General features: G+C 43.0%; 19 protein-coding genes. 9 read left to right on the top strand and 10 right to left on the bottom strand.

Annotation, left to right across the window (positions count from 1 at the left end):
• Positions 1-25: 25 nt before the first annotated feature.
• Positions 26-271, bottom strand: coding sequence for a hypothetical protein (locus tag Q9R21_RS12400; protein ID WP_004645929.1), 246 nt, complete (start codon positions 269-271; stop codon positions 26-28).
• A gap of 263 nt (positions 272-534) precedes the next feature.
• Between Q9R21_RS12400 and Q9R21_RS12395 the strand changes: the two genes are divergently transcribed.
• Positions 535-1,332, top strand: a complete 798-nt coding sequence (locus Q9R21_RS12395) for a tetratricopeptide repeat protein (protein ID WP_004281723.1) — start codon at positions 535-537, stop codon at positions 1,330-1,332.
• 83 nt (positions 1,333-1,415) lie between these two features.
• On the opposite strand, the gene Q9R21_RS12390 is transcribed toward Q9R21_RS12395, so the two are convergent.
• From Q9R21_RS12390 to Q9R21_RS12380, 3 genes are all read right to left on the bottom strand, one after another.
• Entirely contained in the window at positions 1,416-2,342 is a 927-nt protein-coding gene (locus Q9R21_RS12390) for an AEC family transporter (protein WP_243475098.1), read from the bottom strand.
• A 60-nt stretch (positions 2,343-2,402) separates the two neighbouring features.
• The gene (locus Q9R21_RS12385) at positions 2,403-3,512 is read right to left on the bottom strand and encodes an NADH:flavin oxidoreductase/NADH oxidase (RefSeq protein WP_311204600.1); all 1,110 of its coding nucleotides are present in this window, start codon (positions 3,510-3,512) and stop codon (positions 2,403-2,405) included.
• A gap of 92 nt (positions 3,513-3,604) precedes the next feature.
• Positions 3,605-4,867: a carbohydrate porin gene (locus Q9R21_RS12380; RefSeq protein WP_311204599.1), complete on the bottom strand. Its 1,263-nt coding sequence runs from the start codon at positions 4,865-4,867 to the stop codon at positions 3,605-3,607.
• Between the two features lie 399 nt (positions 4,868-5,266).
• On the opposite strand from Q9R21_RS12380, the gene mutM reads away from it, so the two are divergent.
• Both mutM and Q9R21_RS12370 read left to right on the top strand, forming a co-directional pair.
• Positions 5,267-6,127, top strand: a complete 861-nt coding sequence (mutM, locus tag Q9R21_RS12375; RefSeq protein ID WP_311204598.1) for a bifunctional DNA-formamidopyrimidine glycosylase/DNA-(apurinic or apyrimidinic site) lyase — start codon at positions 5,267-5,269, stop codon at positions 6,125-6,127.
• Positions 6,124-6,408 carry a peptidylprolyl isomerase gene (locus tag Q9R21_RS12370; RefSeq protein ID WP_004281718.1) on the top strand — a complete coding sequence of 95 codons (285 nt, stop codon included), beginning with the start codon at positions 6,124-6,126 and terminating at the stop codon, positions 6,406-6,408. Before mutM ends, Q9R21_RS12370 begins: the two co-directional genes overlap by 4 nt.
• Positions 6,409-6,492: 84 nt before the next feature.
• On the opposite strand, the gene mscL is transcribed toward Q9R21_RS12370, so the two are convergent.
• The gene (gene mscL, locus Q9R21_RS12365; protein WP_004281717.1) at positions 6,493-6,933 is read right to left on the bottom strand and encodes a large conductance mechanosensitive channel protein MscL; all 441 of its coding nucleotides are present in this window, start codon (positions 6,931-6,933) and stop codon (positions 6,493-6,495) included.
• 177 nt (positions 6,934-7,110) lie between these two features.
• The gene (gene typA, locus Q9R21_RS12360; protein ID WP_004281716.1) at positions 7,111-8,949 is read right to left on the bottom strand and encodes a translational GTPase TypA; all 1,839 of its coding nucleotides are present in this window, start codon (positions 8,947-8,949) and stop codon (positions 7,111-7,113) included.
• 174 nt (positions 8,950-9,123) lie between these two features.
• On the opposite strand from typA, the gene Q9R21_RS12355 reads away from it, so the two are divergent.
• The 3 genes from Q9R21_RS12355 to Q9R21_RS12345 all read left to right on the top strand — a co-directional run bounded on the left by Q9R21_RS12355 (position 9,124) and on the right by Q9R21_RS12345 (position 13,058).
• The gene (locus Q9R21_RS12355) at positions 9,124-10,494 is read left to right on the top strand and encodes a uracil-xanthine permease family protein (protein WP_004281715.1); all 1,371 of its coding nucleotides are present in this window, start codon (positions 9,124-9,126) and stop codon (positions 10,492-10,494) included.
• A 66-nt stretch (positions 10,495-10,560) separates the two neighbouring features.
• Entirely contained in the window at positions 10,561-11,595 is a 1,035-nt protein-coding gene (locus Q9R21_RS12350) for a methyltransferase (protein WP_213687616.1), read from the top strand.
• Positions 11,595-13,058 carry an amino acid permease gene (locus tag Q9R21_RS12345; RefSeq protein ID WP_305158054.1) on the top strand — a complete coding sequence of 488 codons (1,464 nt, stop codon included), beginning with the start codon at positions 11,595-11,597 and terminating at the stop codon, positions 13,056-13,058. The genes Q9R21_RS12350 and Q9R21_RS12345 overlap by 1 nt, the downstream gene beginning before the upstream one ends.
• Positions 13,059-13,110: 52 nt before the next feature.
• Here Q9R21_RS12345 and Q9R21_RS12340 read toward each other — a convergent pair whose 3' ends face one another.
• Both Q9R21_RS12340 and omp38 read right to left on the bottom strand, forming a co-directional pair.
• Positions 13,111-13,644, bottom strand: a complete 534-nt coding sequence (locus tag Q9R21_RS12340) for a peptidase C39 (RefSeq protein WP_184412456.1) — start codon at positions 13,642-13,644, stop codon at positions 13,111-13,113.
• A gap of 103 nt (positions 13,645-13,747) precedes the next feature.
• Entirely contained in the window at positions 13,748-14,809 is a 1,062-nt protein-coding gene (gene omp38, locus Q9R21_RS12335) for an outer membrane protein Omp38 (protein ID WP_213687617.1), read from the bottom strand.
• A gap of 374 nt (positions 14,810-15,183) precedes the next feature.
• Between omp38 and Q9R21_RS12330 the strand changes: the two genes are divergently transcribed.
• The 3 genes from Q9R21_RS12330 to Q9R21_RS12320 all read left to right on the top strand — a co-directional run bounded on the left by Q9R21_RS12330 (position 15,184) and on the right by Q9R21_RS12320 (position 17,601).
• The gene (locus tag Q9R21_RS12330) at positions 15,184-15,705 is read left to right on the top strand and encodes a GspH/FimT family pseudopilin (protein WP_311204597.1); all 522 of its coding nucleotides are present in this window, start codon (positions 15,184-15,186) and stop codon (positions 15,703-15,705) included.
• 110 nt (positions 15,706-15,815) lie between these two features.
• Positions 15,816-16,991, top strand: coding sequence for a thiolase family protein (locus Q9R21_RS12325; protein WP_004281709.1), 1,176 nt, complete (start codon positions 15,816-15,818; stop codon positions 16,989-16,991).
• 160 nt (positions 16,992-17,151) lie between these two features.
• Entirely contained in the window at positions 17,152-17,601 is a 450-nt protein-coding gene (locus Q9R21_RS12320; protein WP_004281708.1) for a VOC family protein, read from the top strand.
• 65 nt (positions 17,602-17,666) lie between these two features.
• On the opposite strand, the gene Q9R21_RS12315 is transcribed toward Q9R21_RS12320, so the two are convergent.
• Together Q9R21_RS12315 and Q9R21_RS12310 are read right to left on the bottom strand one after the other, a co-directional pair.
• Entirely contained in the window at positions 17,667-18,152 is a 486-nt protein-coding gene (locus Q9R21_RS12315) for a DUF934 domain-containing protein (RefSeq protein ID WP_005106136.1), read from the bottom strand.
• A complete protein-coding gene (locus Q9R21_RS12310; RefSeq protein ID WP_222110713.1) occupies positions 18,145-19,788 on the bottom strand; it encodes a nitrite/sulfite reductase in 1,644 nt (547 codons plus the stop codon). Before Q9R21_RS12310 ends, Q9R21_RS12315 begins: the two co-directional genes overlap by 8 nt.
• Positions 19,789-20,085 lie beyond the last annotated feature (297 nt).

Here is a 20,085-nt window from a genome sequence, read left to right as displayed (position 1 = left end):
AGATAAAATTCTTGGCTTTTTTATTTTAGAAGCCATGAAACAGCTTGTTCATGTCTTTTACCACATAATCTTTAAAATGATAGGCCCGCGCATGTTTGGCATCAAACTTTGCCGTGAGTTCACCTTTTTGAAAGACATATACTCGGTCTTCCTGACTCATCAAAAACTCTGCACCAAGTTTCATCAGCAGCGCATCAATCTTGTCTTCATCGGCAATCGATTCATCAGCATTGATTCTGTCATAGTGACGTTTAATGGTTTTGACAAACATGGTTAAATCCTGGGAGTCTGATTCAAACCGAGATTTAATCAGAGAAGTCGGCTGAAGCAAAGTAATCCTTTTGATATCTGCAGAATTGATCAGAAACCTGTGCAAATCATGCATCGATTTAATCGGTATATTGTGCTTCGATGATTTGTATTTAGTGACAAATTGTATATTTACAAAGCACAAAATCCTTTTATGATGTAAGTGAAAATGATTAAAACGGCACCAAGGAATAAGGTGCCAGCAATAATAAGGTTATAGGAACCATGAAAAAATTAGTACTCGCTACAGTTCTTGCCCTTTCTGCGCAATTCGCTCTGGCAAATACCGTAAAAGATCAAGTCGATCCCCAATTCCAAAAAGTTGAGGCCATGGTCAAAGCCAATAATTTTAAAGGTGCCTATGACGCTTTGAATCAATTGGCCAGTCAGGGAAATGCCCAAGCTTTATATAACTTAGGCTATTTGACCCAAACCGGCCAAGGTACAACCAAGGACGAGAAAAAAGCCATTCAGCTTTACGAGCAGGCAGCCAGCAAAGGCTATCCGGTGGCCAATTATGTACTGGGTAAAAACTATGCAGCCGGCACACTCGGCCTCAAACAGGATTTGGCCAAAGCCAAACAGCATCTGGAACGCGCTTCAGCAGCCAAATTTGATGATGCCAGCATTGATCTGGCCATACTGCTATTTTCTGAAAATACGACAGCGTCAAATAAAGCCGGACTACAAAAGCTGCAACCGCTGATCAGCAAAGGCAATATGCAGGCCATTCATGCCAAAGCCTTATATGACATCAGCAGCGGTTTCAAAAACAAAGATGAAAAACCGATTCAGCAAGGCCTAAGCAGCATTCAGGAACTCGCCAAAAAAGGTTATATTCCGGCGCTGATGGCAGTAGGTAATATGTTTGCCAATGGCAGTATTGTTCCGCAAAATCTGCCAGAAGCTAAGAAAATCTTTGCCGCACTGGCGCAGCAAAATGTTCCGCAGGCCAAAGAGTCTTTGGCAGCGGTAGACAAAATGCTGGCTGAGCAGAAAAAAGCGCCTGCGAAGAAAAGTTAAGTTAATTCCACAAAATTAAAATATAAAAAGCCCCATGCAATTTGGGGCTTTTTTTAGTAGCAGAGCATCCATCTGCTAAAAGATTATCCCCACCACAAGGCAATTAAGCCACTGGTCACGATAAAACCGGCAATGGTACTCATCAACAATGGCGTTAAGGTTCGATCATTCAAACCATACGCCTGTCCCAGCATGCCAAAAATCGTCGGCATCGGCAAAGCTGCAATTAGCGTACCAGCATGGACCATTTCCTGACTTAAATCAGTTAACTGGCTCAGTCCCAGATACATCAATAACGGCATCATGATATTGCTGGAAAATACCAGATAGAAACTTTGCAGGTTGACATATTTCAGACTCATTCCCACGATCCCACCTCCAATGGCAAACAAGGCCAATGGTGAGGCCGTCTGACCAATCAAGGCAAAGACCTGATCGAGATAGACTGGAATTTTAATCTGGAAAACTGCACAGGCCATGCCCAGCATCACTCCCATAAATAAGGGATTCTTTAGCAAGGTCAGTAGCACACTTTTCAAAATGGCGCCAAGGTTCGCCTGATGTTGTGTGCCCAGCGCAGCCATGACCAGCACCAGCGGAATCAGCAACACGCTTTCAATGATGACCACCAGAGAGGTATAGGTCATCGCCTGTTGTCCGATCAATAAGCTAAGCACAGCTGTACCAATCAGCCCGGTATTTGACATTGCAGCACCCAGCGACAAGACTGCACTTTGCGAATGCGTATTCTGAAAATGACGGCGCATGATCCAGAAACCGCTACCATAGAGCAGTAAGGTCACGCTGCTATACACGGCAAAGTATTCAAAATACCAGATTTCATGCAGGTCTTTGGAGGCAAGGGACTGAAAGAACAGCAAGGGCAAGGCTACTTTAATCACAAAGGCACCGACCGTCCCCACCTGTTCTTTGTTTAACACTTGACTCTTTACAGTCAGATAACCCAGCGCCAACAATAAAAATATGGGCACAATGACCGCAAAAATCATAATGCAGTATCCTCTTGCCAGTGATATTCCATTATAAGAATTTCTGAGACTAAAGCAGTGTTAAAAAGGCTCAAACAGGTGATTCAAACCATGGGGTGCAGAGCGCAGATATTGCGGTGAAATCTTGATTTTTTCCTCAAGTGCTGCCGCTGCATGCCAAGGCCAATGGGGATCATAAAGAATGGCACGAGCCAGTGCGATAGCGTCGGCTTGGCCCTTTTGTAAAATATCTTCTGCCTGCTTAGCTTCAGTAATCAAACCGACGGCAATCACGGGAATATTCACGACTTTCTTGATCGCATCTGCAAAAGGCACCTGATAATTCGGCTTCACATCAATGTTCTGTTTGGCATGTAAACCGGCACTAGAAATATGAATATAGGCAGCACCCGCAGCTTCCAGTGCTTTGGACAATTCAATTGAAGAGTCAATGGTCCAGCTATCTGGCTGATCCATCCAATCGCTGGCCGAAATACGTACTCCAATTGGATAACCTTCTGGAACCGCCGCTTTCATGGCTTGTAATACTTCCAGAGTCAGGCGAATCCGGTTTTCCAGTGAACCGCCATACTGATCATCACGTTTATTTGAAAGTGGTGACATGAACTGATGCAATAAATAACCATGCGCTGCATGCAGCTCAATCAGGTCAAAACCGGCCTCAACTGCACGTTTAGCACTTTCTGCAAAGTCAGCAATGACCTGTTCAATTTCCGACTGGCTTAAGGCTTTAGGTGGATGTTCATCGGTCTGAAAAGGAATATCACTCGCAGAAACAGTTTGCCAGCCATATGCTTCATCCGGCTTAAATTGACCTTTACCTGCCCATGGTTTATCTGTTGAGGCTTTACGTCCGGCATGTGCGAGCTGAATAGCAAAAGGCATCGGGGAGATGGATTTGACTTTTTCCAGTAAAGTCTTGATCTGCTTTGCCTGTTCGTCATTCCATAAACCCAGATCGGCATAACTGATCCGGCCTTCTGGCTGTACCGCAGTCGCTTCGACAATACATAAACCTGCACCCGATAAGGCATAGTTGGCCCATTGCTGCTCGTGCCAATAGGTAATTTCCCCCTGCTCTGTTGCAGAGTACTGACACATCGGCGCAATTACGATTTTATTTTGAAGTTGCAGTGATCCAAATTGAATAGGTTGAAATAGTAATGCCACGCTGTATTTCCTCTTTTTATTGCCCAGTTTCACTCTAAAAATAAAAACAGGCTCCCAAGAGCCTGTTTAGTTATAACGTGAACGATCAAACTTTAGAAGATGATTCGTGTAGTCAAACCGAGTACCAGTGCATCATCTACATTATTGCTTGAACCTGGATTAATGACATATTGCAGGTTTGGACGCAGCATCAGCCACTTTGTTGCGTTATAGCTATAGTTCAGTTCAATATTGTATTCTGCACTCGCATCAAAATTCAGATTCTTGATCCGGTCATTAATATGTACACGATTGACCGCCAGACCTAAAATATCATTCGGCTGGCTGTCCGCAAGACCGATATATTTCACACCAATTTGTTGTGAATTATCCACTTTGTTAGTATCGCGATCATGCCAGGTAAAGTTAGCAAATGAATGCAAACCCTGACGGCCCTGACCTATAGACGTTAACTGCTGTTCTACAGCTAACCAGCCTGCAAAGGTATGGTTTTTGGCATCAGTAGGATTGGCAATATCTTTTTGGTTGGCAACATCATCGGCCGTATTGTACATCCCGCCAACCCGGTAGCTGCCCGGCAAGCCATTCACCAATGATTTCGGTGTCCAGATCACTTCTGCCGGAATCGTCACACCATCTGCATGGTCGGTATCCAGACTCCAGCCCTGACCTTCTTTAGCGCCATTACCATTATCCGGATTAAACTCATACACACCGACTTGTACCGCAAGTTCAGGATTGAGTTGCTGCTTCACGCGCGCACCCCATTGTGCTACAGGCGTATTCATCCAGATATTGCCCTGCCATTTACCCATCTGTGCAGCACAAAATGCCGTACTGGCAAAATCACAAGCCATGACATTAAAATCCATGCCCAGACCAAGACGACCCGCCTTAATACTGAGCCCTTGGTCTTTATAATTCTTTTCAATAGACAGCTCGCTCAGACGGCTATCCTGATTACCACGCCCAAAAGTGCCTTGTACATTGGCCAGCTGTGGTGCATTAGGATCCTGCAAGTCACGAACAGAGGTACTTTGACCCTGACGTGCAGTCATCACGGCACGTACAGTGACACCATTCCATCCCGCCAGCTTTTCCATATCCAGTTGAGTACCCAGCCATAATTGGGCAGAAGTTAATGGACCTGCGCCCTCATTACGACCACCATCAGCAAGATAGGCGGTATCGGTTAACAGATTGGCTTCAAATTTAATTCCCTGTTGGGCCAGTTCTGTACGTTGACCATTCCAGTCCCCCAGTAAATACTGACCTTGTGGATCAAATGCAGATTCCGCCTGAGCGGTTGTCATGGCAGCCATTAAAGGCAATAGAGCTAGACCTAAATATTTCATGTAAAACCTAAACATTCGGAGAGAAAAACAAGCAAGGTTTTTAAATTGCTATTAGGTGCATGAATTTACATAACTTTTCATACAAATTCCCAGCATTTTTTTTATTACTCATTAAACTTTTAGTTATGCCTTAAACATAAAAATATAATTTTTATTTTAACAATTTAAAATTATTTATATATTTTTCATTAACTTATAATTTATTGATATTTTCTATGTGATTTTCTCCTAAGAAAATTTGTTATAAAAACATAGAAACCTAGTTTATTCTTTAAACAATTACAGCTTAAATAAAGATGAAATACCCAGTCATTTTCCAGCGATTTCACCCCGATTAACGCTTGCAATCCCGGCCAATTCACCCAATATTAGCTGCATCTCCCTCGCCATTGATGTGTTATGCCTGAATTACCAGAAGTTGAAACCACCAAAACCAGTTTATTGCCTTTATTGGAACAATGCGTAAAACATGTTGAAGTGCGTCAGTCAAGTTTGCGCTGGCCTATTCCGGAGAATATAGAAAAGCTGGTGGGGCAAAAATTACTGAAGCTCACTCGCCGTTCTAAATATATTCTGGCGGAGTTTGAACACGACACTATGCTCTGGCATTTGGGCATGTCGGGGAGTTTCCGTCTATGCGATGGCAATGAAGAATTACGCAAACATGACCATCTGATCATTCAGTTTGATGATATCGAACTGCGTTATCATGACCCTCGTCGTTTTGGCTGCATTCTTTGGCTGGATGCACAATCACAAAGCAAATTGATCGATACGCTGGGGCCAGAGCCCTTAAGCGAGAACTTTAATGCCAAGTATTTATTTGAAAAATTGAAGAATAAAAATGTTGGCACCAAAGTTGCAATTATGGATAACCATGTGGTGGTGGGCGTAGGCAATATTTATGCGACTGAAAGTCTGTTTAATCTGGGGATTCATCCGGCGCAACCGGCCTCGACTTTAAGCTTGATGCAGATTGAAAAGTTAGTGCTGGAAATTAAGCGCATTTTGAAACAGGCAATTGATCTGGGTGGTTCAACCTTAAGAGACTACACCAATGCCATGGGCGAAAATGGCTATTTTCAGCAAACCCTGCTAGCTTATGGCCGTGCCGGTGAAATGTGTGTGAACTGCGAGACCACGCTTGAAAATATTAAATTGGGGCAACGGGCTTCAGTTTTTTGTCCTGAATGCCAACCTTTGAAAAAGATCCATCTCCCTGTCAAAAAAGTGGCAACTGTACGAGGGAAAAAGTCATGAAAACAGCCATTGTGCGTCATATTCTAGTTAAAGATAAAGAAACCGCTGAGCAGCTTAAAAAAAAGATTTTAAGTGGTGCCGACTTTAATAAAATCGCAAAACAGTATTCAACCTGTAATTCTGCCAAACGTGGCGGTGAGCTAGGTGAAGTGAAGAAAGGCCAACTGGTTCCAGTGATTGATAAACTGGTATTTACTGCCGCTGAACGTGTATTACATGGCCCGGTCAAAAGCCAGTTTGGTTTTCATTTGGTCGAAATCAAGTTTCGGATGGATTTTTAATATTTATAAATCCCTCCTTACCTCCCTTTGACAAAGGGAGGAGTTCCCCCTTTATAAAAGGGGGATTTAGGAGGATTAGAAAAATTAGACTTGAGGTGGACGCTTTTTCAATTCATCACGAATTTCACGCAGCAATTCAATATCGGCTGGAGTAGTCGGAGTTTCCTCGACTGGGCCTTCTTGTTTACGTAAACGGTTCATGAATTTCACCAATAAAAATACGACCCAAGCCAAAATTAAGAAGTTAATTAAAATCGTTAAAAAGTTACCATAAGTCAGTACATTCACACCCGCCTTAGTCAAGGCATCCAAAGATTGTAAATTGTCTGGGTTTCTTCCTAAGATAAAGAATTTTTGCGTAAAATCGACGCCACCACCGGTGATCACGGTAATTAAAGGCATAATGATGTCTTTCACCAATGAATCGATGATCTTGCTAAAAGCACCACCGATGATGACACCAATCGCTAGATCCATCATATTGCCTTTGATCGCAAACTCTTTAAATTCTTGAATAATACTCATAACTGCTCCCATATTTTATTTTCAAGTTTTGGGTCAAATTATACCTGAGTAAATACTTTTAATTTTGACTTAATTTAATGCGTTTTAGTAAATTATGATTTAAGCATAACGTAAATATAAAAAAACCGTAATCTTCGAAAAAATTACGGTTTTTGAAAACCCGAAATAATCTAGCGATTATTTACCTGAACGGTTACGTTTACGTTCGTTTTCAGTCAAGAAACGCTTACGGATACGGATTGACTTAGGTGTTACTTCTACTAGTTCATCATCTTCAATAAACTCAAGCGCTTGCTCAAGTGTATATTCAATCGCAGGAACCAGCGTTAACGCATCATCAGTACCAGAAGCACGTACGTTCGTTAACTGTTTTGCTTTAGTCGGGTTAACTGTCATGTCGTCTGAACGAGAGTTAATACCGATGATCATACCTTCATAAACTTCTAACTGTGGTTTCGCGAATAGACGACCACGGTCTTGAAGTGTGAACAGTGCATAGCCCAAGCAAGTACCTTGAACCATAGAAATCAATACACCGTTTTGACGTTTTGCAACAGTACCTTGCTTCATTGGACCGTAGTGCGAGAAGCTAGACGTCATGATCCCTGTACCAGAAGTCATGGTCAGGAATTCAGAACGGAAACCAATCAGACCGCGTGAAGGAACAGTGGCTTCAATACGGATACGGCCTTTACCGTCGACTTCCATATTGGTCATTTCGCCTTTACGGTGACCCATTTGTTCCATTACAGCGCCTTGATGCTGTTCTTCAACGTCAAAAGTAACGTTTTCGTATGGCTCTTGTTTTTCACCATCAATTTCTTTGATGATTACTTGTGGACGAGATACGCCCATTTCGAAGCCTTCGCGACGCATGTTTTCAATCAGAACTGAAAGGTGAAGCTCACCACGACCAGATACTTTGAAACGGTCTGGACTGTCAGTATCTTCAACACGTAATGCTACGTTGTGAATCAATTCGCGGTCTAGACGTTCACGGATATTACGTGAAGTTACGAACTTACCTTCTTTACCAGCAAACGGTGAGTTGTTTACCTGGAATGTCATCGATACTGTAGGTTCATCTACAGACAATGGCGGTAAAGCTTCAACATTTTTCGGATCACAGATGGTGTCAGAAATGTTAAGTGCATCGATACCCGTTACACAAACGATATCGCCTGCAGAAGCTTCTTCAACGTCAACGCGATCTAGACCATGATAACCCATGATTTTTAAGATACGGCCGTTACGTGTTTTGCCATCTTTATCGATTACAGTTACTTGTGTGTTTAATTTCACTGAACCGCGTTGGATACGACCAATACCGATAACGCCTACGAAGCTGTTATAGTCAAGTGAAGATACTTGCATTTGGAATGGACCGTCAACGTCAACCGCTGGTGGTTCAACGATGTCTACGATCGTTTGGAACAACGGAGTCATATCTTCAGCAAGTTCTTCTGGAGAAGGACCAGCAACACCACGAAGGCCTGAAGCATAAACAACTGGGAAGTCTAACTGTTCGTCAGAAGCACCCAAGTTATCGAACAAATCAAATACTTGGTCAATTACCCAGTCTGGACGCGCGCTTGGCTTGTCGACTTTGTTAATAATCACGATTGGTTTCAAACCACGTGCGAACGCTTTTTGCGTTACGAAACGAGTTTGTGGCATCGGGCCTTCTTGTGAGTCTACAAGAAGAAGTACGCAGTCAACCATCGACATTACACGTTCAACTTCACCACCGAAGTCGGCGTGTCCCGGGGTGTCCACGATGTTAATGCGGTATTCAGTATTGGTACGTTCATCTAACCATTTGATTGCAGTGTTTTTTGCAAGAATGGTAATACCACGTTCGCTTTCAATAGCGCCAGAATCCATGACACGCTCGATCTCACCCGCGCGATCACCGAGAGCACCTGATTGTTGCAAAAGTTTGTCTACAAGAGTGGTTTTACCATGATCGACGTGCGCAATAATGGCGATGTTACGGAGAGTTTTAATATCTGACATGTAAATTCAATGCGTATGTAATTTGAGGGCAAATTATACAGAAAAATACAAAACTTTTATAGTCACTGTAACCACACTCCTCAACTTTTTTTGCTCCGTTGAGGCTTTTTTGATTTTGTAAAGACGTGTAACTCGATTAGAATAGCGCCACCCAGCCTTAATTTGCATTGACACATGTCTGATTTTAATCAATCTCCTCCTTCTAAAGATCAACTTGACCTGGTATATGGTCTGGAAGATCGACCAAAACCATTAATTGCTTTTTTAGCTGCATTCCAGCACTTACTGGCGATTATTGTCCCGATTGTGACCCCTGGCCTGCTGATTTGTTTGGCGCTCGGTGTTTCCAAAGAAGACACCAACATGATTTTGTCCATGTCCTTGGTGATCTCGGGTATCGCGACTTTTTTACAGTCTAAAAAAGTGGGGCCATTTGGTGCCGGTCTGCTGATTGTCCAAGGAACCAGCTTTAACTTCATCGGTCCAATTATTGGTATTGGTTCAGCCATGGTGGCTGCAGGCACACCTGTAGAAGCAGTCATGGCTTCTATTTTTGGTGTGGTGATTGCAGGTGCATTTATTGAAATGGGCGTGTCACAAATTCTGCCTTGGATCAAAAAACTGATTACCCCTTTGGTCACCGGTATTGTCGTGCTGCTGATTGGTTTGACCTTAATTAAAGAAGGTTTAATCAGTATGGGCGGTGGTTATCAGGCCATGAGCGATAAAACTTTTGCCAATGCTGACAACCTGATCATGTCTTGTACCGTCTTGGCGTTGATTATTATTCTGAACCGTATCCGGATTACCTGGGTAAAAAGTTCTGCCATTTTGATCGCCCTGATCTGTGGTTATGTTCTGGCAGGCTTTATGGGCCATCTGGATTTCTCTGGTCTGAAAGATGCACCACTGGTACAGATTCCAACCCCAATGCATTTCGGTTTAAGCTTCTCCTGGAGTCTGTTTATTCCGATGGCATTCATTTATCTGGTGACGTCTTTAGAAGCGATTGGTGATATCACTGCGACTTCAAAGCTTTCCAACCAGCCAGTTGATGGTCCAAAATGGATGCAGCGCATTAAAGGCGGTGTACTGGTGAATGGCGCGAATTCATTCCTTGCCGGTATTTTTAACACCTTCCCAAGTTCAGTATTTGCACAGAACAATGGTGTAATTCAGTTGACGGGTGTAGCGAGTCGTTATGTCGGCATCTGGATTGCTGCTTTGCTGGTTATTCTTGGTTTGTTGCCTGCAGTTGCTGGTATTATTCAGGCCGTTCCGCAAGCGGTACTGGGTGGTGCAGTGATGGTGATGTTTGGTGCAGTCGCAGCCTCTGGTATTAACATTCTGTCTGGTGTCCATCTGGACCGTCGTGCCCTGCTGATTATTGCGATTTCATTAGCACTGGGTTTAGGTGTTGCACAAGTTCCACAAATTCTTGAACATCTTCCTGAGTTATTCCGTAATATCTTTAGCTCAGGCGTTGCTACTGGTGGTATCGCTGCCCTTATTCTGAATGTAGTACTTCCTGAAACAAAGAAGTAATTTCATGTCCAAAGAACACTGTCTAGGTCAGACTTAGGCAGTGTTCTTTATATTGGAGAGATACCTATGGATCCTAAAAGCGAAGTTTTATTAAGACAATATGATTTTTTGTCGGGTCGCATCTTACTGATTAATGCACCAACAGATGATCTGCTCGCTGAATTCGATGCCTCTATCAATCCCGCTGTCTGGACATGGAATTTTAACGATTTTCAATATTTCCAGTCACAACAAGCAGATGTGCATTTTGGTGCAGAGATGCCTGAAGCTGAGTTTGATCAGGCAGTTATTTTTGTACCCAAGTCTAAAGAACTGTTGAATTATTTACTGCACACCGTGGCAGCGCAGCTTAAACCGGGTAGCAGTGTTTTTCTGGTCGGTGAAAAGAAAGGCGGGATAGAACGCGCAGCCAAACAGTTGCAGCCTTTTGGTAAAACACTCAAACTTGACAGCGCGCGTCATTGCCAGCTTTGGCAATTGGTTCTAGAACATACGGTCGAGAAAAAAGCACTTGCAGACTGGGCACAGCGTTATACCGTATCGACACCAAATGGCGACCTGAATATTTGTGCACTTCCAGGCGTCTTTAGTCAAAACCGTTTGGATGTAGGAACTGCCACCCTATTACCTTATTTGTCACAAGTCACTTCAGGTAAAATTGCCGACTTTGGGTGTGGCGCAGGTGTAATTAGTGCGTATCTGGCAAAGTTGAATCCGAAAAACCGGATTTTTGCCATGGATGTCGATGCCTTTGCGCTAGCCTCCACACAAATGACCTTTGAAGAAAACCAGCTCATTCCTGAACAGATTGAAATCAAAGCGGTTAAAGGCATTGAGGATGCACCCTTGTTCTTGCATGCCATTGTGAGTAATCCGCCTTTTCATCTGGGAATCGAGACCGATTACACGGCAAGCGAAACCTTGTGTAAAACCTCGCGTCGTCATTTAAAATCAGGCGGTGAGCTTTGGATCGTGGCTAACCGTTTCTTGAACTACCCGACCCTGATTGAACAAAACTTTGGTCGCTGCACAGTAAAAGCGGATCAACAAGGCTTTAAAGTGCTCTTCGCCAGCACTCAAAAAAATGTTAAGGAATCATGATGAGCGAAACGCAAAACACGATGCAGCTGCAGCGTAAGCTGGGTGCTCGTCATCTGAATATGATTGCCATTGGCGGATCCATTGGTACAGGTTTATTCCTGGCCTCAGGGGCGACCATTGCCAACGCTGGACCAGGTGGTGCACTACTTGCATATATACTGATTGGGATCATGATTTATTTCCTGATGACCAGTCTAGGCGAGCTTGCCACACACAACCCGACCTCAGGTGCATTTTTCACTTACGGCACCAAATATGTCGAAGGTGGTTTTGGTTTCGCTCTGGGCTGGAACTACTGGTACAACTGGGCCATTACCGTGGCTTTTGAGCTGGTTGCCGTTCAGTTTATTATGAAATTCTGGTTTCCAGATATTCCGGGCGTGTACTGGAGTGCCATTTTCCTGGCCATTATTTTCGGGATTAATGCCCTGACGGTAAAAGGCTTTGGCGAATCTGAATTTTTCTTTTCTCTGGTTAAAGTTCTCGCGATCATTGCTTTTATCATCATCGGGATCTGGATGATCGTGAAGATCATGCTGACCCCGGGTGCAGAAGCATTTGCCAACTGGAGCATTGGTGATGCACCCTTTGTCGGTGGTTTCCAGGCATTAATTGGCGTGGCGATGATTGCCGGATTCTCTTTCCAGGGTACCGAAATGGTCGGTGTGGCGGCAGGTGAATCGAAAGATCCAAAGAAAACCATTCCGGTCGCCATCAAACAGATTTTCTGGCGTATCCTTCTGTTTTATATCGTGTGTATTTTCATTATCGGCACCTTGATTGCCTATAATGACCCACGTTTATTACAGGCCGCTGCAACAGATAATATTGCGCTTTCGCCATTCACCTTATTGTATGAAAAAGCCGGTTTTGCCTTTGCCGCCAGTATCATGAATGCAGTGATCCTGACCGCTATTCTATCTGCGGGTAATTCTGGCATGTATTCATCTACCCGTATGCTGTTTGATATGTCGCGTAAAGGCAGTGCACCTAAAATGTTTGCGCGTCTGGACCCGCGTGGTGTGCCAATGAATGCACTCTATGCCACTACGGCGATCGCAGCTCTATGCTTCCTGACTACTTTCTTTGGTGAACAGGAAGTCTTTAACTGGCTGCTAAACATGTCAGGGATGTGTGGCTTTATTGTCTGGCTCGGGATTGCCATTTCACATTACCGCTTCCGCAAAGGTTATTTGGCTCAAGGATATAAACTGGAAGATCTGGCTTATCGCGCTAAATTCTTTCCTTTTGCTCCTTGGTTTGCATTTATCCTGTGTGCGATTGTTGTTCTCGGACAGAACTATCAGGATGTTTTGGCCGGTCAATGGATGGGTGTGTTATCGACCTATATCAGTATTCCGCTATTCCTAGCGATTTGGTTCGGCTACAAATGGAAGAAAAAAACCAAACTGGTCTCTTATCAAGAGATGGATGTGCAGCCGATGAAACTTGATCAGGAATAAAAAATTATTCATTAAAAAAATCAGCTTACGGGCTGATTTTTTATTTCTTGAATTAACTATGACGCATCACAAAATTGCGATCATCAATCACAATCACTTGCTGGCAAATTCCTTCTGCTTGACGCTGCTGCTCAAATACCTGGGCTGGCATAGCATCAAAACTGTCAAAGAAACTGATTTCGTTCTCATCGATTGTATAGATCAGTGAATGATTGCCTACCCCGTCTAAGGTGTCGTAGAACACTATCACGAAGCAGCCCGCTTCAACCTGCTGCTGAATCTCTGCATAAAAGATCACACGCTGTTCCACAGGTATTTTAAGTTTCTCAGCTTGTTGATAAAACTCAAGCTCAACCGGCTGTTTGTCTGCATCATATTCACTAAAAAAAGTGACATCCAGTCCTAAGGTCCGCAAAGCAACAGCAAGGGCAATAGTTGAAGTTCCCATCTCGGGATCATGGCGACAGAGCTGAACCAAGTCCGGAATATGCAGATCAATCCCATAATGATGAAAAATCATCCAAATCGAAAAAATTCCGCTATTGGCTTCCAGATTTTGCAAGTCTTCAGGAATTTCGACACTCATATTTTTACTCAACGACATCTTAACAGGCTAAGTGTAGTCAAAATACAGACATAAAAAAAGCAGCTCCGAAGAGCTGCCTTTTTAATGAGTGTTCAATAATGAATTATTGAGCAACTGGTTGTTCAGCTAAAACAGTACGGCTACCAGTGATTGTCGCGAATACACGACGGTTCATAGCACGACCTTCTTTAGTGTTGTTGTCTGCAATCGGTTGATCCCAAGCAAAACCTTGAGTAGACAAACGAGATGCATCAACGTTGTATTCGTTCACAAGTGAAGATTTAACAGAGTTAGCACGCGCTAGAGATAGACGTTCGTTCAATGCACGTGGACCAGTGTTGTCAGTGTGACCTTCGATGCGAGCAGTAGCATTTGGATATTCAACTAACTTCTCAGCAACTTTTGCGATTTCTGGTTTGTATTGATCTTTGATGTTTGATTTGTTGGTATCAAAGAACACACGAAGTTCCATGTTCAGGTCTTCAGTCAACTCTTGTGGAGCTGGAGCAACCGGAGTTACAGGCTCAACTGGAGCAACTTCTACAACAGGAGCAGCTGGTTTCAAACGGCCACCTAGAACTACGTTAAGACCAGCAAGTGCTGTATAGTTCCAGAATTTTTCGTCAAAATGGTAAGTACCACGAGCTTCTGTACGTAGCGCCAATGCATCGTTGATATGCCAGAATGCACCGATACCTGCGTTACCTAGAGTACCTTCTTCTTCAAGACCACGACCAACGCGACCTAATTGAGCTTCAGTAGCACCATCAAATTCATATTTGTAGTGACCCGCACCTAGAAGCATGTATGGCTTCACTTTGCTGTCATAATTGCCAGTAAAAACATCAGAAGTTGCATAGAAGTTACCTGCAATGTTTTGACCTTTGTATTCAGCACCAGCTAGCTCAGCCATATCGCCTTTAACCTGGCTATATTCAGCTTCAAAACCTAACCATGGCGTTAATTCAACACCAATAGCAGCACCTACAAATAAATCATCTTCCATTTGACCAGAAGTTGTTAACTCACCATCGTCACCGCCATTGTTGTGCTGAGTGTCTTGGAAGGTATAACCTAACATCAACGGAGTAACAGTTACGCCTGCATTGGCAGCAGCAAAAGGTGCAGCTACAAGCATAGCTAAAGCAATACGACTCATTTTCATGGATTTATCCTCCAGAGATAACAATTGTTGTTCAAGCTCAAGCCCGTAATAGGCCATCCTGAGATAGGCTTTTTATTACCCCAGTATTATTTTTAAGCTATTCACATGGCATCATACAAACACTTTATTATTTTTCCAAGTGCTTGATTAATCTAATCAAGTAAATTATTGACAAAATTACTTACAATTTCCGTTGTAATTCAGTAATTTTTTACTCAATTTTTTATTCTGAATGACCTATTGTGATTGCCAATTATATTTAACAGCTTTCTTGAAACTTAAGTAAGCACTGATTTACACGCTCAATAAAGCATAAAAAACGTATAATTAATAACATCTTTATTATAAAAATAATATATAAATCAGGTAACTCTATGTATAAAAAAATAACAAGAGCATTCACTATTGTTGAGTTAATTATCTGTATTGCAATGATTGCAATTCTCGTCAGTATCGCCCTACCGTACTTCCATGACTATCGATCCAAACAGGAAGCCAAAAATATTCCGATCAAATTATCTCAAATTAATCGCTATGCACGTAGCCAGGCTGCAGTGTTTCATCAAAATATTGTGATCTGCCCGAGCCAAGATTCTCTCAGTTGCCAAGCCAATCAATGGAACAAGAACATGCTGGTTTTTATCGATAAAAACAAAAATAGGCAAGTGGATGTAGACGAACAAATTTTACATATTGATGTACTTAACCTCAAATACGGCAACCTGAGTTGGCGAGGAACTTTGAGTTTACCGAGTGTCACTTATCAAGCGCACACTGCCTTGCCGATTGGTTCAAATGGTAGTTTTTATTATTGTTCTACCCATCTTTCTAACCAACAGCGTATTGTACTCAGCAAAATGGGGCATATCCGGATCGAAAGTCTCTCGTCTTGCTAACAGAACTATCCAGTTTATGCTTCTCTGCGTTTAACGCTTCAATCCTGAGTTTTTTTCAATATACTGCTTAAGTCTGAAAAATTGATTAAAACTCATACGGAGAGAGAACAATGACTGACATCGTAATTGTCAATGGTGCACGTACAGCCATGGGTGGCTTCCAGGGGAGTCTTGCCAGTGTAACTGCGCCAGAACTCGGTGCGGTCACCATTAAAGAAGCAATTGCCCGTGCGGGTCTGCAACCAGCAGATATTGAAGAAGTCATTATGGGCTGTGTCCTTCCGGCAGGCTTAAAGCAAGGCCCTGCACGTCAAGCGATGCGTCAAGCTGGTCTTCCAGATTCTACTGGTGCTGTGACCATTAATAAATTATGTGGTTCAGGCATGAAAGCCGTCATGCAGGCTGCTGACATGATTAAAGCAGGTTCTGCTGAAATCGTGGTTGCCGGTGGTATGGAATCCATGACCAATGCACCTTATGTATTGCCAAAAGCGCGTGGCGGTTTCCGTATGGGTCACGGTGAAATCAAGGACCATATGTTTCTGGATGGCTTGGAAGATGCTGAAACAGGTCGTTTGATGGGTTCATTTGCCCAAGATATGGCAAATACCAAAGGCTATACCCGCGAGCAGATGGATGATTTTGCGATTCGCTCATTAAAGCGTGCGCAAACTGCGGTCAATGAAGGCTACTTTGCTGATGAAATCGTGCCTGTAACAGTTAAAAACCGTAAAGGCGATGTGGTTGTTGATAAAGATGAGCAACCATTTAATGCCAACATCGATAAAATTCCAACTTTACGTCCAGCGTTTGCTAAAGACGGTACGATTACGGCGGCTAATGCCAGCTCGATTTCAGATGGTGCATCAGCTTTAGTAATTACCTCGGCTGACAATGCAGCAGCAAAAGGTTTAAATCCTTTAGCCAAAATTGTGGCCTATGCATCGAATTCTCAACATCCATCTGAATTTACCATTGCTCCAGTCGGTGCAATCCAGAAAGTACTGGATAAAACCGGATGGACCGCTTCTGATGTCGACCTTTGGGAAATCAATGAAGCCTTTGCCATGGTCACCATGTGCCCAATGGATGAGTTCAAGCTAGATCCTGAAAAAGTCAACATCAATGGTGGTGCATGCGCACTCGGCCATCCTGTGGGTTCAACCGGTTCGCGTATTATCCTGACTTTGATTCATGCACTAAAACGTACCGGTGGAAAAAAAGGGATTGCAGCCCTGTGTATTGGTGGTGGTGAAGCAACTGCTGTAGCGATTGAATTACTCTAACCTCTTTCCTCACCCCCATCCCTCTCCCATAAGGAGAGGGAGTTAAAAACCCTCCTGATCTGGAGGATTTTTTTCGCTTACATTTTGATAAAGCTTGCTCGCGCAAAATACCACAAAGTGGCGTAGATTAAAGCAAGCAAAATAAAAAGGGAGTTCTCCCATGCAACTGAATCATTACCTCAATTTCCAAGGTCAGGCTGAAGCAGCCTTTAACTTTTATAAATCAGTTTTTGGAGGCGAATTTTCAAGTCTGAGTCGTTATGGTGAAATGCCAACTGAAGAAGGTGTCACACTGTCGGAAGTGGATAAAAATAAAATCTTGCATATCTCACTTCCCATTAACGAATTTACAGAACTGATGGCATCCGATACGAATGATCAATTTTGCGCGCAAACCAATACCGTGTTTACGCAAGGTAATAACCACTATATTTCCATTAACTTAGACGCTAGCGAACAAGCTGAAGCACAACGACTCTTTGATGCTTTATCGGTGAATGGTCAAATTGAGATGCCGCTAGAAAGAACCTTTTGGGGCGCACTTTATGCCGCCTTTAGCGATCAGTTTGGAATCCACTGGATGATCAACTGTCAACTTGAAGAAAATTAAAGGTTTTTATCAAGACATAAAAAAGCCGGAATCAATCCGGCTTTTTGACAGTAACTTAATTTAAATTATGCACCTGTTTGATAATGTGCCTGTGCAACCGCAGTCGATGCCTGATACGGATTTCTGAAATCATTCAAACCAGCAGCAGCTTCCTGAATATCCTTACCTTCTTTAATCACAAAAGTATCGAAACCAGAACGCTTCATGTAATTCAGTACATCTTTGAATACATCTCCAGTAGCACGCAATTCGCCCTGGAAACCCTGACGGCGAAGAAGTGCTGCAAATGAATAACCACGGCCATCATTAAAACCGGCAAACTCAATAAAGATTGCATCGAGCTGATCGAGCGGAAAATCATTGGTTTCAGGCGAAGCATCTACAGTTAAGTACAATGCTTTTTTGCCTGTCACATTGGTAATTTGATCTAACTGTTCAACAGTTAATACCACATCACCCTGAGGCAAAACACCATCTTCACCCATCAATTGATAGGTATTGTCTGCAATCGTGCCATCTTTAGAGAGTACTTGAAGTGCGGTATTAAGCATATGCACGCTCCTTAAATGGTTGAATGCCGACACGGCGATAAGTATCGATAAACTCTTCACCATCCTGACGCAGATCAAGATAAGTATTCAGAATTTCTTCTACGATATCCGGCACGACTTCGGCTGCAAATGATGGGCCAAGAATGTCACCAATCGAAGCATCATGATCGGCATTACCGCCTAAAGTGATCTGGTAGAATTCTGCACCTTTCTTGTCTACACCTAAAATACCGATGTTACCCACGTGGTGATGACCACAGGCATTCATACAACCTGAAATATTCAGATCCAGTTTACCTAGGTTATAAATCGTATCCAGATCATCAAAACGGCGGGAAATCGCTTCAGAAATCGGAATGGATTTCGCATTGGCCAATGAACAGAAGTCACCGCCTGGGCAGCAGATGATGTCGGTCAAGAAACCGATATGCGCACGTGCCAGGTTATTTTGGTCAAGGGTTTGCCATACAGCGAACAAATCTTTTTGTGGTACATCGACCAGGGAAATGTTTTGTTCATGCGTGGTACGCAGCTCACCGAAAGTGTACTGATCGGCAAGGTCTGCAATCAGGTTCATTTCTTCGGTGCTGACATCACCCGGTGCAATTCCGGCACGTTTCAGTGAAATCGTCACAATACGATAACCTTTCACTTTATGTGCATTGGTATTGATATTGAACCACTGTTTGAATTTCGGATATTGCGCGAACAATTCAGTGAAATCTTCATCTGCATAATCTTGATAATCGAATGGCGTGAAGTTCTCATCCATTTTCGCCAAGGTGTCTGTATCGATTTTCAGTGTTTTAATCGTATGCTCAAATTCAGCTTCAACTTTCTCGGCAAATACTGCTGGTGTTAAAGCTTTTACCAGAATCTTGATACGTGCTTTATATTTGTTGTCGCGACGGCCATGCAAGTTATACACACGAAGGACTGCTTCCAGATAAGCAATCAGGTCTTCACGCGGCAAGAACTCACGGATAAAGCTACCAATCACTGGCGTACGGCCGAGACCACCACCGACTTTGATTTTATAGCCCATTTCGCCTGCTTCATTACGCACAATATACACACCGATATCGTGGAATGCAGTGGCTGCACGGTCAGTTTCTTCAAGCGCAGAGACTGCAATCTTGAATTTACGTGGCAAGAAAGCAAATTCCGGATGGAAGGTTGACCATTGACGGATCAATTCACAAGTCGGACGTGGATCGGCAATTTCACCTGCAACCACACCTGCATACTGGTCCGTCGTGGTATTACGGATACAGTTACCTGAAGTCTGAATCGCATGCATTTGCACAGTCGCCAGTTCAGCCAACATATCTGGCACGTTTTCAAGCGCTGGCCAGTTAAACTGGATGTTTTGACGGGTCGAAATATGCGCGTAGCCACGGTCATATTCTTTTGCCAAATCAGCCACTTTACGAAGTTGTTTTGAGTTCATCAAACCATATGGCACGGCAATACGTAACATTGGCGCATAACGCTGTACGTACAGACCATTTTGCAGACGAAGCGGACGATACTCATCTTCAGTGAGTTTACCGGCTAAATAACGTTCCGTTTGGTCACGGAACTGTGCAACACGTTCATTAATCAGTTGCTGATCGAAATCAGTATATAAATACATGGCGTACAGCTAGTAGTTTCTATTATATCGCTGGCAAGGATAGCGAGATTGAACCTATCAATAAAATGCTTTTTATACATATTTCATAGCGGTTTTATTGATAAGCCTGTCAAAGTTTCACGGATCTCAGTATTTATAGCATTCGATTAAATTTAAAGTAATAATGATGAAAATCTTCAATTATTATTACTTATTTTCATATAGGAAAAATTTCCTCTCATTTCATTAATAATCTAGGATCTGTTGACATTTACTGTTCATAATTAACCCTATAAAGGTAGCCATAAAAATATACAG

This window comes from Acinetobacter sp. RG5, assembly GCF_031844265.1.
Classification (GTDB): domain Bacteria; phylum Pseudomonadota; class Gammaproteobacteria; order Pseudomonadales; family Moraxellaceae; genus Acinetobacter.
The sequence above is the reverse complement of the archived record's forward strand: the minus strand, read 5'-3'. Positions and strand labels throughout refer to the sequence as shown.